This is a genomic window from Citrobacter sp. TBCP-5362 (assembly GCF_005406305.1).
Taxonomy (GTDB): Bacteria; Pseudomonadota; Gammaproteobacteria; order Enterobacterales; family Enterobacteriaceae; genus Citrobacter_B; species Citrobacter_B koseri.
On the sequence record NZ_CP040234.1, the window covers coordinates 3098559 to 3111358 of the forward strand.

Sequence of the window (12800 nt, forward strand, 5' to 3'; positions counted from 1 at the left end):
CTGTCTCCGCATTAGTAAGTACGAATCTTCGGCGGGAATGCCGGGCGCAGTTTCGGTTCCATATTGACGCTACGACGCGTCATGGATTCCGTCTCTGGCAGATACAGGGAATGGCACAGCCAGTTTTCATCATCGCGATCCGGGAAGTCGAAGCGGCTATGCGCGCCACGGCTTTCGGTACGGAAGTTGGCGGATACCGCAGTTGCGTAAGCCGTTTCCATCAGGTTGTCCAGCTCCAGACACTCGACGCGCTGGGTGTTGAACTCGCTGGAGGTGTCATCCAGACGGGCGTTTTTCAGACGCTCACGGATCACCTTCAGTTGCTCAAGCCCTTTCGCCATCGCGTCGCCTTCACGGAATACCGAGAAGTTGTGCTGCATACATTCCTGCAACGCTTTACGGATAACCACCGGATCTTCGCCGTCACGGTTGTTGTTCCAGCGGTTGAGACGTTCCAGAGAGGCCTCAATGTCAGACTCGCTGGCGTCACGCAGCGCGCCCTGCTCGGCGATGGACTCCTGCAAATGCAGACCGGCAGCACGTCCGAAGACCACCAGGTCAAGCAGCGAGTTGCCGCCCAGACGGTTAGCGCCGTGTACGGATACGCAGGCGATCTCACCCACCGCGAACAGGCCAGGAATCACCACGTCTTCGCCCTGCTCGTTCACGGTCAGCGCCTGACCGGTCACTTTGGTCGGGATACCGCCCATCATGTAGTGACAGGTTGGGATAACCGGGATCGGCTCTTTAACCGGGTCAACGTGCGCAAAGGTACGGGACAATTCGAGGATACCCGGCAGACGGGATTCGAGCACTTCTTTACCCAAATGGTCGAGCTTCAGTTTCGCGTGCGGCCCCCACGGGCCGTCGCAGCCGCGACCTTCACGGATTTCGATCATAATAGAACGCGCGACCACGTCACGACCGGCCAGGTCCTTCGCGTTCGGGGCATAGCGCTCCATAAAGCGCTCGCCATGTTTATTCAGCAGATAACCGCCTTCACCACGGCAGCCTTCCGTCACCAGCACGCCCGCGCCCGCAATGCCGGTCGGGTGGAACTGCCACATTTCCATATCCTGCACCGGTACACCGGCACGCAGCGCCATACCCACGCCGTCGCCGGTGTTGATATGAGCGTTAGTGGTGGACTGGTAAATACGGCCTGCGCCGCCGGTCGCCAGCACGGTTGCGCGCGCTTTGAAGTAGACCACTTCGCCGGTTTCGATACACAGCGCGGTACACCCCACTACCGCGCCATCCTGGTTTTTCACCAGATCCAGCGCATACCATTCAGAAAAAATGGTGGTGTGGTTTTTCAGGTTCTGCTGGTACAGCGTGTGCAACAGCGCGTGACCGGTACGGTCAGCCGCCGCTGCGGTACGCGCCGCCTGTTCGCCGCCGAAGTTTTTCGACTGGCCGCCGAACGGACGCTGATAGATACGGCCATCGTCAAGACGGGAGAAAGGCAGCCCCATGTGTTCCAGTTCCAGAATCGCTTCCGGGCCGGTTTTGCACATATATTCAATCGCGTCCTGGTCGCCGATGTAGTCCGATCCTTTTACGGTATCGTACATGTGCCATTCCCAGTTATCTTCATGGGTATTACCGAGCGCCACGGTGATGCCACCTTGTGCGGATACGGTATGGGAACGGGTTGGGAAGACTTTGGAGAGCAGCGCACAGGTCTGGCCGCTCTGGGAAATTTGCAGCGCTGCGCGCATACCTGCGCCGCCTGCGCCAATAACAACAGCATCAAATTCTCTGACTGGCAGTTTCATTACACACCCCACACCACAACAAATCCATAAATGACGTAAACCACCAGCGCAACAACGATTGCCAGCTGTAGCACAAGGCGCAGGGCCAGAGGTTTAACGTAGTCGGTCAACACCTGCCACATGCCGATCCAGGCATGAATCAAGATGGAGAAAAGTGCCAGCAGGGTGAAGACTTTGGTGAATGCCGATGAAAAGAAACCGCTCCAGACATCAAAGGTCAGCTCGCCGCTTATTGCGAAAAAGCCCACCATATAAACGATGTAGAGGGTCAGAACGATAGCGGTAGCACGGACCAGGATGAAGTCATGTACGCCATTGCGTCCTAATGCGGAGGCGTTGCTTACCATACGAGGACTCCTGCGAGAAGTGAAAGCACGACAGTGATAACAAAAGAGATTTTGGCTGAGCGTTTACCCGCTTCGAATGTTTCTTCCAGATAGCCAAAATCCATCATCATGTGACGAATACCGACCACGACGTGATACGCCAGCGCGGTGAGGATGCCCCACATAATAAATTTAACAAAGAAGCTCCCCATGATGGCGGATGCCTGCTGGAATCCTTCAGGGGAAGAGAGGCTGGTGCCCAATAACCACAACAGAATCCCGACCGCCACGAAGGTGATCACTCCAGAAACGCGATGGAGAATGGACGCTATCGCCGTGATTGGGAACCGGATCGTTGTCAGATCCAGATTGACAGGTCTTTGTTTTTTCACATTTCTTATCATGAATAACGCCCACATGCTGTTCTTATTATTCCCTTTGGACTTCGGGTACAGAGGGTGAATCTACCTGTAGCCAGAAAGACGACGGGATTTCCTTCCTCCGGTCTGCTTGCGGGTCAGACAGCGTCCTTTCTATAACTGCGCGTCATGTAAAACACTGCTTCCAGTTGCTAAAACGACACGTTACAACGCTGGGTGGCTCGGGATTGCAGGGTATTCCGGAGACCTGGCGGCAGTATAGGACGTTCACAAAATCATTACAATTAACCTACATATAGTTTGTCGGGTTTTATCCCGAACAGTGACATAGGTCACGATAACAACATTTATTTAATTTTTAATCATCTGATTTGACAAACATTAAACAAAGTTGTTACAAACAACACCAGAAAAGGCATATAATGCGCAAAAGTTATGGGGTCACTCTTTCACCTGCTAATAAGTTATGTAACAGTGTGGCGGTATTGACCAATTTATTCAGGACAGTTATTAGTGATAGTCAGGTTTAATAATTCGGATTGCTAAGTTGTTGATTTGTTGCTAATTCGCCATAAGTTAACTGTTTTTACCTGCAAGCGCCCATTGCTCTGTACCCTGGTTTTCTCCTCTTTCGCAGAGCGGCGAGCCAAATAACAAACTGGTAACGGTTGATTTATGTAACGAAGCAAATCTCACTGAGTAGTCTTAAGCAATAAGGCGCTAAGGAGACCGTAAATGGCTGATACAAAAGCAAAACTCACCCTAAATGGTGACTCTGCTATTGAACTGGATGTGCTAAAGGGCACACTCGGTCAAGACGTTATTGATATTCGTAGTCTCGGCTCAAAGGGGATGTTCACTTTTGATCCAGGTTTCACCTCTACCGCATCCTGCGAATCCAAAATCACCTTCATCGACGGCGACGAAGGCATTCTGTTACATCGCGGCTTCCCGATTGACCAACTGGCTACCGAGTCTAACTATCTGGAAGTATGTTACATCCTGCTGTACGGCGAGAAACCGACCCAGGCAGAGTACGACGAGTTCAAAACCACCGTCACACGCCATACCATGATCCATGAGCAGATTACCCGTCTGTTCCACGGTTTTCGCCGCGACTCGCATCCGATGGCCGTTATGTGCGGCGTCACCGGCGCGCTGGCTGCGTTCTACCACGACTCGATGGATGTGAATAATCCGCGTCATCGTGAAATCGCCGCGTTCCGCCTGCTGTCCAAAATGCCGACAATGGCGGCAATGTGTTACAAGTATTCTATCGGTCAACCGTTCGTCTACCCGCGCAACGACCTCTCCTATTCCGGCAACTTCCTGAACATGATGTTCTCCACACCGTGCGAAAACTATGAAGTTAACCCGGTGCTGGAACGCGCAATGGATCGCATTCTGATTCTTCACGCCGATCACGAACAGAACGCATCGACGTCAACCGTCCGTACCGCAGGCTCCTCCGGCGCGAACCCGTTCGCCTGCATCGCGGCGGGCATTGCCTCCCTGTGGGGACCGGCGCATGGCGGCGCGAACGAAGCGGCGCTGAAAATGCTGGTAGAAATCAGCTCTGTTAAACACATCCCGGAATTTATTCGCCGGGCAAAAGACAAGAATGATTCTTTCCGCCTGATGGGCTTCGGTCACCGTGTTTACAAAAACTATGACCCGCGCGCTACCGTCATGCGTGAAACCTGCCACGAAGTTCTGAAAGAGCTGGGCACCAAAGATGACCTGCTGGAAGTCGCGATGGAGCTGGAACACATCGCGCTGAACGACCCGTACTTTATCGAGAAGAAACTCTACCCGAACGTAGACTTCTACTCCGGCATCATTCTGAAAGCGATGGGCATTCCGTCCTCCATGTTCACCGTGATCTTCGCGATGGCGCGTACAGTGGGCTGGATTGCACACTGGAACGAAATGCACAGCGAAGGCATGAAAATCGCCCGTCCGCGTCAGCTGTACACCGGCTACGAAAAGCGCGATTTCAAGTCTGATATTAAGCGTTAATCTGTAAACGCCGGATCTTATCCGGCCTACGATGATTCACTTTTGTAGGCCGGATAAGACATTTATGCCACCATCAGGCAAATAACAGCAAACCCCACCTTTTCTTGACCCCCGTTATGTTATTCTCATCACGCTTTCCCTATGATTTATTGAGATTTCACGAGAATTAACACAGGGAGCACAGGATGCCGGTTTTGCAGTGGGGTTTGTTGTTCCTGCTATCACTCCTTCTTTCGCTGGCTTTTCTCTGCATCCACCTTCCGGCGGCGCTGCTGCTCGGCCCGATGATTGCCGGTATCGCATTCAGTCTGAAAGGCATTACGCTGCAACTCCCCCGCTCCACTTTTCTCGCAGCGCAGGCCATTCTCGGCTGCATGATTGCGCAAAACCTTACTGGTTCGATTCTCACCACGCTGGCGGTGAACTGGCCGGTGGTGTTAGCCATTCTGCTGGTGACGCTGCTCTCCAGCGCAGTGGTCGGCTGGCTGCTGGTGCGCTACAGCTCACTGCCAGGCAATACCGGCGCATGGGGTTCCTCCCCCGGCGGCGCGGCGGCAATGGTGGCGATGGCGCAGGACTACGGCGCGGATATCCGCCTGGTGGCGTTTATGCAGTACCTGCGGGTACTGTTTGTCGCAGGCGCCGCCGTGCTGGTCACGCGGCTGATCCTCGGCGACAGCGCAGAAGCGGTCAGCCAGCAGATTGCGTGGTTCCCGCCGCTGAGCGGCAATCTGTGGAGCACGCTGCTGCTGGCTGCGGTTGCAGGCTTCGCCGGGCGCATATTACGCATTCCTTCCGGTACGATGCTGGCGCCGATGATCGTCGGCGCATGGCTTCATGCAGGCGGCATGATCGTGATTGAACTGCCGGAATGGCTGCTGGCGATTGCGTATATGGCCATTGGCTGGCGCATCGGATTAGGGTTCGACAGGCAGGTCTTTTTTATGGCGCTGCGTCCGCTGCCGCAGATTCTGGCCTCCATCTTTGCCCTGATGGCGATTTGCGCGGCGATGGCCTGGGGACTCGCCCACTACATGCAGATTGATTTTATCACCGCCTGGCTTGCCACCAGCCCCGGCGGGCTGGATACCGTGGCGGTGATCGCCGCCGGTAGCAACGCCGACATGGCGCTGATTATGGCGATGCAAACCCTGCGGCTATTCAGCATTTTGTTGACCGGGCCTGCGGTTGCCCGTTTTATTTCAACCTATGCGCCGAAACAGCCGCAGGCATAAAATGTTTAATTTAAATTATATTTAAACCCAACCCTGATCTGATATTCATTTTTGGTGTCATCGCCATCTTTATATTCATCCAGATAACCTAATTCAAAGAAGGGATAAAAACGCGGCGTTGCATGGAAGTTAAAAACAAAATTATGTTGCAGCGTATGGTTTTTACCATTCGCATATTCAAATTTATCACCATGCGTTTTACTGTAATATGTTGGATTATATTGCACCCAAAAATCTGGCGTAAAATATTTGGTCAAATAAATATCAACGCGATGTTCCGAAGAGTCATCCCAGTCGCCCTGTAGCGTCTGGCTGTCGTGATTTTGATGATTATAGCGATAGCGTAAAACGGCACCCAGCGTTGGGTCAAAGTGATAACCAATGCCGAGGTAAGGATCGATACGCGAACCGGCGGACTCCCAATGAAAGACAACCCCAGGTTCAAGCCAGAAGTCGCTCTCGCCCAGCGGGAACGGCTTGTTAAACTCCGCTTCTTCGTAGCTGCTTTTCCACTGCTCCATATTTTTACCGAGATCGGAGTCCGTCTCAAAACTCCAGTACATTCGGGCGAAAATACTGTTCGGGTCCTGCACCACGCCTGTCAGCATCAGTCGTTGTAAAAAACGCTCGCTGGCCGTACGATATTGTGTGCGTGGCGCAAAATAAACCGTCGTGAACGGTTTTTCTTTTGCCTGTGGCACCGTCGTTGAATGACTGTTATTGTCCGCAAAAACGCTGGCGGAAGGCATGACCAGTGCAGCCGCTAATAGGGCTGTATTCATATTCTTACTTTGCATTATATTTTCCTTGCAGAAACAGAGATAAAATCTCCCCCTGCTAACTGAATAGCATTATTATTCAACAGGAGGAGTGGGATATTACCAGTAACTATTCCAGCATGACGTTGCGCGGGTAATGGCCTCCATCAGGAAATAATCACCCCAGGCACAGCATTCATTCACGCCGACGTTACCTTTAAAATAATAAACAGAATGTTTTAATAATCCTTCGCCTTCTTTGTGCTCCAGATTGAGATAGCCGTCGAGCATCCGCTCAATCATTCGCAATGCCAGCGCCTCATAACTTTCGCGATCGGGATGAGTCGCCGGAAGCTGTTTTACCAGCTCCAGCAAGGCGCAGGCGAGAATCGCGCTGGCAGAACTGTCTTTTTCGCTGTTGGGATCGGTCAGCGCCAGATCCCAGTAACAGACCAGGTCTTCCGGCAAACGGTTAATAAAATAGTTTGCCAGCGTCTGGCTCAATTCCAGCAGTTTCTCATCCCCGGTATAGAGGTAGTTCAGCAGAAAACCATACACGCCCCATGCCTGCCCACGCGACCAGCAGGAATCGTCGGAGAACCCCTGATGGGTATTGCCAAAACGTGGCTCACCGGTGTGAACATCCATATAGTACGTGTGAAACGTCGAGCCGTCCTCGCGCACAATATAGCGTCGCGCCTGCTCAATATGGCTTTTCGCCGCCTGTGCATAGCGCGGGTCGCCCGTTGTCGCGCTGGCCTGATACAACAACGGCAGATTCATATTGCAGTCAATGATCATCCTCCCCTGCTGTTCCGGGTTATCCAGCTCGCCCCACGCCTGAATAATGCCGCACTTGTCGTGATAGCGCTCCATCAACACTTCTGCCGCCTGCTGAGCGATATATATTGCCTCCCGGTTATCGGTCAATTTGCTGGCAGCCACGCAGGAAAGGCTGTACAGAAACCCGAGGTCGTGGTGGTTAGTGTGGTCGCGCTTTGCGATACGTTCGCCAAAGGAGCGGACATGCTGCCCGGCTAACGCACGATATGCGGCATTCCCTGTCCACTCCCATGCCAGCCACAGTTGCCCGGTCCAGAAACTGGTCGTCCACTCCTGATTATCGATAATCGGATAGATACCGTTTTTACATGCCGCGTCGGGAAAACGCTGGCCGAAATAAGCGCTGTTACGATCAACAGCCTTCAAAATCACCGGCAACGCATGACGAATTTTCTGCGCGATAGCAGCGCGCTCGCCGCGCTGTAGCGCAACAGGGACAATCGTTTCTTTACGGATAGTTGCAGACATAATTCTCTCGTTTTCTTTACTTTAATGAATGGCTTCTTGCCCGTGGGCAGGGATGGCGGTGTTTTTTTTATGCTGATAGCAGGGAGATAGCGTGATGGCGGAGATCCCGGTAAATATCAGCGCGATGATGCCCATAATCAGATAGGTGTGCTCAAAACCGATCTTCTGATAGGCATACCCGGCAGGCGGCGCCACCACGATAGAGCCGACGTAAATCATGGCCTGATAACCCAGCAGATACATCGTGGCGTTGACGCGCTTGTCGAAGTGTTCGGCGATATATTTGAAAACCGAGACCAGAATCAGCGCAATTTCAATTCCATACAGCGGTTTCACCAGGCAGATAATCAGCGGATCGTTAGTTAACCCGGAGATAATCAAACGCAGGCTGATCACCAGCCCTGTCAGGAGCATCCCCTGCTTGGCGCCGATGCGGTTAATGATGGCGGGCACCAGCATCATGCCGAAGAACTCGGCGGCGGACTGCGCGGTGCTCATATAGCCAAACATGGCGTTTCCTTCCTCTTTGGTACTGAAGAAGGTGACGAAATAGCGAGAGAATTGCTGCTCGGCAATAAACATCATCCATGCCACGCCCGCGATATACAGGGAGAAGGTCCAGAACTTTTTATTACGCAGCAGCTGGAACACATCGCCAATGACAATCTTCTCTTTCGACAGAACGTTGTTTTCTTCCTGACCAAAGTGATCGACCTTCAGCGTCAGCAGCACCACAAACATGCACAGCGCGGAAACGGTGCTGATAACAAAGTTGATTTTGGGGGAGATATTGTAGAGATAGCCGGAAAACGACGACGCCGTCGCCCAGCCCAGCGCCGCCCACATGCGGATGCGGCCAAACTCCATGTCATACAGACGGCTGAAACGGTCAACATACGACTCTTCCGCCGCCACGCCCGCATACCAGCCGAGGCTGAAAAACAGCGCGCCGACAATCATTCCGCTGACAAAATGGGTTTGCAGCAGCGGCAGATAGCACCAGATGTAAAACGGCGCCATCAGTGCCGAAACAATACAGACAAAATAGAGCAGGTGTTTTTTCATGCCCATTTTGTCCATGATGTAGCCGTAAACGGGTTTGATAATCACCGCAAAAACGCCGTTAACGGCAAACACCGTGCCGATTTCCACGCCATCCAGCCCGGCTTTATCCCCCAGCCAGATAGCATACAGGCCAAAACTGGCCGCCCAGGTAAAGGTAAACAGAAATACAAACAGACTCAGCTTGATGTAAGCCGAACGTGTCGACTGAACAGGGTTCATCATTATTTTCTCCGCATCAGCGTCAATTATTTTATTTCCAGCGTTTTCGAGTTCAGCGTCAGCACCTGATTGACACGATCGAATGCCATGACCACCGGCGGCGGCAGCGACGGAGACATCGTGGCGTTAACGCTACAGGCCAGCCAGTGAGTGCCCGGCGTGAGCGTCGTGCCGAGACAGGGGATCTCTCCAGGAGAGGCATACAGAATGTTGCTGTTCGGCGGGGTGGTGACGACCAGCGGCTGGCGTTCAGCCAGCAAATCCTCGATCTGACACACGCCGGAAGTGGTACTGAGAGTCAGCCCGTTTTTTGCCATTCGGGTCGTCGTCCGATGATGGCGATTCAGTGCGAATCCGCCTTCCACGCAGTCGAGCGTGCGTGGGGTTACAACGCGATGTAGCCGGAGATGCCCCTGCTCATGCGGAATAAGCCAGGTGGTGACGCTGACATCCGGCCAGGGGCGCCAGACGCTTCGAAGCCACGCTGGCGTCATCTCCACCGCATCGCACTCGCGACGCCCGCGCCAGTAGCCGTCCTGCTCGCTGAACATCAGCGTCGAGTCACAGGCGGCATGGTTCAGACCATACACGCCGCGTTCAAGGGTGAAACCAAAGTGGCTGGAATAGGCGAACTTGCAGTATTTGGCGTCGAAATTGACGAAGTTATTGCGATCGTACTGCCCGGACATCAGCATCCAGACGTGATGGTTATCCTCCGCATGAACAATAAACTGCCCGGCTTCCGCTATCGGGTGAACCGTCTCCAGCGCGGGCAATGGCGCGGGTTCCGCCTGCCAGAACGCACTCTCTTGCGGCAGCGCCAGAATCAGCAATGCCTTACATGCCCAGTACGGCGAACCGGGGCTGTTGTAATCTTCGGTCATCACCAGATTCGGGTATGTGTACCCCAGCGTGAACAAACCATCCGGGCCGATAAACGGTTGGCTCATCCACCAGTCGATATGCCGCAGGATCAGCCCTTTGATAACCGGTACGCTAAACACATCCAGCCCGGTATATGCCACCGCGCTCCAGAATGCGACCTGTACGAAGCGATAAGTCAGGCTACGGCCAAAGGGGATCGCATTGCCGTCACCGGTAAAGTAATGGATATAATCTTTCGCGAACTGACGCGCGCGCTGACGATAGCGCAGGCAACGTTCAGGATCAGCATCCTGCATGAAGTGGCTGTACAGCAGGCTGTAAAAGTGAAACCCGCTGGAGATGTAGTAGTCGCGCGGCTTACCGGCGCCATCGGCGTACCAGCCGTTGCCAAGCCAGAACGGTTCAATGGCATTCAGATGCTTATCAATCACCATCATGTCGTAATGCCGCCCGACGCACTTAAGCCCCACCTGCACCAGCACCGGGAAGAAATGCCAGTTGTTATCGGGGATCTGAATGTCGGCGCTCTGGCGTAACCAGCGCTCCAGATTGTTTTGCTCGTCGATAGAGAGCGCTGACCAAAGCCCCGTTCCCGGTAACGCCAGCGCCAGGCCAAACGCCGCCATTTCGACGCATCGCTGATCGTTATCCGCCAAGGAGCCCCAGTAGTCAGGGTGTTCGGGATCGCAGCCGTGACGAATACCGTCGATAAACGTCTCGCGAAAATCATCGGCTTCGCCACCGCTCAGTAACGGCGCCAGCAGCCACAACAGACGAGAGAAACCTTCCATTCCGGAGACATCCGCCGGATAGTGTGCGGACGTTTCTCCGGCGTCCAGACGCGTGTTTCCTCGCCTCAAATGGGGGACGGCTGACGCCAGCCATTGTTGCGCCAGTCCGACGTATTCTTGCCTTATTCGCATAATGAAACCTCGTTTCATTTGATAAATGTTGGACGCATAATAAGGATTCAGACGGACAGACAAATGTGATAATTGTCGTATTTTCGGACAACGTCGGTGATGAATAACAACATTCATCCTCTTTTAGCGACAAAAATTCGATTAGAGTGATAAAAGTTTAAGTTTATTCACATTGCGGGAGGGGCGGGCAGAAATGCAGCGAATGGAAGACAGCAGTTATCTTGAGAATATCAACCTCAACGATAAGTCGATTTACTTTAACCGCATGAAGAATATGCCTGCCAACTACTACCACTGGCATCAGTGTGTGGAGATCCTGTCAGTTTCTCAGGGAGTTGGCATCGCGCTAATGGAGCACCAGCAGTACACCGTTAAACCGGGGCGTATTTTTATTTTTCCGCCGGGAAAGCTGCATAAGGTGTTTGTCGAGCAGGACGATCGTAATGTTTATCACCGTACAACGCTGCATTTTAATGGCTCAATTATTGAGCAGTACCTGCGGGATTTTCCACGTCAGCAAATGTTGCTGCGTCAGCTCTGCGGTCGGGGAGAAAAGGCGCGGGTATTTGATGTCGGCGACGTACAGCCGGTGATTGAAACGCTGCTGAGCCGTTTTGAAACGCTGGTAAAAAGCAAAACGTTCAGCGTCAGCGACAGCGCATTTCTGGTGATGCAGATTATCAGCCTGCTGCCGCATCAGGAGCAGGCGACGGGATACAATACCTTTTCGGTCAGCATTATCCGTTGGATAGAAACTCATTTTCACCAGCGCTGCTCGCTGGACGATATCGCCCGCGAGATGGGCTGCTCGCGCGGACATGCCTCACGCCGCTTTCACGAGGAAACGGGCGGCACCATTCAGGAGTATCTGATGATGCGCCGTATCCGTCAGGCATGTGAATTGCTGTTGCACACCAACAGCTCAGTGCGTGAGATTGCCGAACAGGTCGGTTTCTCCGAGTACGCCTGGTTTATTACCTGTTTTCGCAAGAATATGGGTAAAACGCCGTTGCAATATCGCAAAACGTATTCCCCCGCCTAGTTTCCACGCTGGATGGTCTGGCCTGTAAGCCGGATAAGGCGAAGCCGCCATCCGGCGCGTTGACGAATTACGTCTGGCAGTGTGGACACCAGTAGAACGGGCGCGAGGAGAGCGTCGTTTTCTCAATAATGCCGCCGCAGCGCTCGCAGGCTTCGCCGTCCCGGTGGAACACCTTAAAGCGAAACAGCGCGCCGTGATGCGTGTTCTCATCCGCCTGACCGCGCGTGGTATAAGAAAGGCGCGGGATATCGAGCAGCACATGAGATAACGCCTCCAGCTGTTGGTCACTGAGATCTTTCGCCTTATGCTGCCCCGTCAGCCCTACCTGCCAGAGAATTTCCACACGCAGATAGTTGCCCAGCCCGGCGAGAAACGCCTGATCCAGCAACAGCCCGGAAAACTGACGATTACGAAAACGCGCAGAGAGCAGACGCGCTTTTACATCATCGGGCGTCAGCCGCGGGTCCAGCACGTCCGGCCCGACGCGTTGCAGAAACGGGTGGGTGGCGAGCTGTTCCGGCGTCAACATTTCAATGTCGGACGCGCTGTAAAGCAGAATGGTTTTATCCGCCGTTTGCAGGTTAACGCGTAATACCCGGGTGGTTGCCGGGATGTTCCCCGTCTCCACTACTCGCCATACGCCATACAACTGGTTATGGCTGTAGAGCGTCAGCCCCTGCGAAAAGTGGGTCAGCAACGCTTTCCCCCGCGTTTCGATATGGGTGACCGTCTGCCCAATCAGCGGCGATTCATACGGTTTTAACTGCGAAAAGGCAAACCAGACGTCCGTCAACGGTTTGCCTTTGATCGCCGCCTCCAGGTTATCCGCCGCACGACGGATCTCCGGGCCTTCAGGCAT

At 53.5% G+C, this 12800-nt stretch carries 11 protein-coding genes; 3 read left to right on the forward strand and 8 right to left on the reverse strand.

The window, feature by feature from the left end; translation table 11 throughout:
- Positions 1–11: 11 nt before the first annotated feature.
- The 3 genes from sdhA to sdhC are packed head-to-tail and all read right to left on the reverse strand — an operon-like array spanning position 12 to position 2523.
- Positions 12–1778 carry a succinate dehydrogenase flavoprotein subunit gene (gene sdhA, locus FD428_RS14805; protein ID WP_012133277.1) on the reverse strand — a complete coding sequence of 589 codons (1767 nt, stop codon included), beginning with the start codon at positions 1776–1778 and terminating at the stop codon, positions 12–14.
- The gene (gene sdhD / locus FD428_RS14810; RefSeq protein WP_012133278.1) at positions 1778–2125 is read right to left on the reverse strand and encodes a succinate dehydrogenase membrane anchor subunit; all 348 of its coding nucleotides are present in this window, start codon (positions 2123–2125) and stop codon (positions 1778–1780) included. The genes sdhA and sdhD overlap by 1 nt, the downstream gene beginning before the upstream one ends.
- Positions 2119–2523 carry a succinate dehydrogenase cytochrome b556 subunit gene (gene sdhC / locus FD428_RS14815; RefSeq protein ID WP_047458089.1) on the reverse strand — a complete coding sequence of 135 codons (405 nt, stop codon included), beginning with the start codon at positions 2521–2523 and terminating at the stop codon, positions 2119–2121. Before sdhC ends, sdhD begins: the two co-directional genes overlap by 7 nt.
- A gap of 696 nt (positions 2524–3219) precedes the next feature.
- Between sdhC and FD428_RS14820 the strand changes: the two genes are divergently transcribed.
- The gene (locus FD428_RS14820) at positions 3220–4503 is read left to right on the forward strand and encodes a citrate synthase (RefSeq protein ID WP_012133280.1); all 1284 of its coding nucleotides are present in this window, start codon (positions 3220–3222) and stop codon (positions 4501–4503) included.
- Positions 4504–4688: 185 nt separating this feature from the next.
- Positions 4689–5738 (forward strand): AbrB family transcriptional regulator, encoded by a 1050-nt coding sequence (locus tag FD428_RS14825; RefSeq protein WP_114847767.1) that lies wholly within the window; start codon positions 4689–4691, stop codon positions 5736–5738.
- A gap of 5 nt (positions 5739–5743) precedes the next feature.
- Here the strand turns inward: FD428_RS14825 and FD428_RS14830 are convergent, their stop codons facing one another.
- From FD428_RS14830 to FD428_RS14845, 4 genes are all read right to left on the reverse strand, one after another.
- Positions 5744–6535, reverse strand: a complete 792-nt coding sequence (locus FD428_RS14830; protein WP_114847766.1) for an oligogalacturonate-specific porin KdgM family protein — start codon at positions 6533–6535, stop codon at positions 5744–5746.
- 81 nt (positions 6536–6616) lie between these two features.
- The gene (locus FD428_RS14835) at positions 6617–7807 is read right to left on the reverse strand and encodes a glycoside hydrolase family 88 protein (RefSeq protein ID WP_114847765.1); all 1191 of its coding nucleotides are present in this window, start codon (positions 7805–7807) and stop codon (positions 6617–6619) included.
- Between the two features lie 21 nt (positions 7808–7828).
- The gene (locus FD428_RS14840) at positions 7829–9094 is read right to left on the reverse strand and encodes an oligosaccharide MFS transporter (RefSeq protein ID WP_172958465.1); all 1266 of its coding nucleotides are present in this window, start codon (positions 9092–9094) and stop codon (positions 7829–7831) included.
- 23 nt (positions 9095–9117) lie between these two features.
- Positions 9118–10899 carry a DUF2264 domain-containing protein gene (locus tag FD428_RS14845; protein ID WP_223849119.1) on the reverse strand — a complete coding sequence of 594 codons (1782 nt, stop codon included), beginning with the start codon at positions 10897–10899 and terminating at the stop codon, positions 9118–9120.
- Between the two features lie 193 nt (positions 10900–11092).
- On the opposite strand from FD428_RS14845, the gene FD428_RS14850 reads away from it, so the two are divergent.
- Positions 11093–11941 carry an AraC family transcriptional regulator gene (locus FD428_RS14850; protein ID WP_058668776.1) on the forward strand — a complete coding sequence of 283 codons (849 nt, stop codon included), beginning with the start codon at positions 11093–11095 and terminating at the stop codon, positions 11939–11941.
- A 67-nt stretch (positions 11942–12008) separates the two neighbouring features.
- Here FD428_RS14850 and nei read toward each other — a convergent pair whose 3' ends face one another.
- Positions 12009–12800, reverse strand: coding sequence for an endonuclease VIII (nei, locus tag FD428_RS14855; RefSeq protein ID WP_114847763.1), 792 nt, complete (start codon positions 12798–12800; stop codon positions 12009–12011).

Excerpts from the sequence above, each read along its gene's own strand:
- sdhA (WP_012133277.1), bottom strand. The coding sequence starts at position 1,778 with ATGAAACTGCCAGTCAGAGAATTTGATGCTGTTGTTATTGGCGCAGGC.
- sdhD (WP_012133278.1), bottom strand. The coding sequence starts at position 2,125 with ATGGTAAGCAACGCCTCCGCATTAGGACGCAATGGCGTACATGACTTC.
- sdhC (WP_047458089.1), bottom strand. The coding sequence starts at position 2,523 with ATGTGGGCGTTATTCATGATAAGAAATGTGAAAAAACAAAGACCTGTC.
- FD428_RS14820 (WP_012133280.1), top strand. The coding sequence starts at position 3,220 with ATGGCTGATACAAAAGCAAAACTCACCCTAAATGGTGACTCTGCTATT.
- FD428_RS14825 (WP_114847767.1), top strand. The coding sequence starts at position 4,689 with ATGCCGGTTTTGCAGTGGGGTTTGTTGTTCCTGCTATCACTCCTTCTT.
- FD428_RS14830 (WP_114847766.1), bottom strand. The coding sequence starts at position 6,535 with ATGCAAAGTAAGAATATGAATACAGCCCTATTAGCGGCTGCACTGGTC.
- FD428_RS14835 (WP_114847765.1), bottom strand. The coding sequence starts at position 7,807 with ATGTCTGCAACTATCCGTAAAGAAACGATTGTCCCTGTTGCGCTACAG.
- FD428_RS14840 (WP_172958465.1), bottom strand. The coding sequence starts at position 9,094 with ATGATGAACCCTGTTCAGTCGACACGTTCGGCTTACATCAAGCTGAGT.
- FD428_RS14845 (WP_223849119.1), bottom strand. The coding sequence starts at position 10,899 with ATGCGAATAAGGCAAGAATACGTCGGACTGGCGCAACAATGGCTGGCG.
- FD428_RS14850 (WP_058668776.1), top strand. The coding sequence starts at position 11,093 with ATGCAGCGAATGGAAGACAGCAGTTATCTTGAGAATATCAACCTCAAC.
- nei (WP_114847763.1), bottom strand. The coding sequence starts at position 12,800 with ATGCCTGAAGGCCCGGAGATCCGTCGTGCGGCGGATAACCTGGAGGCG.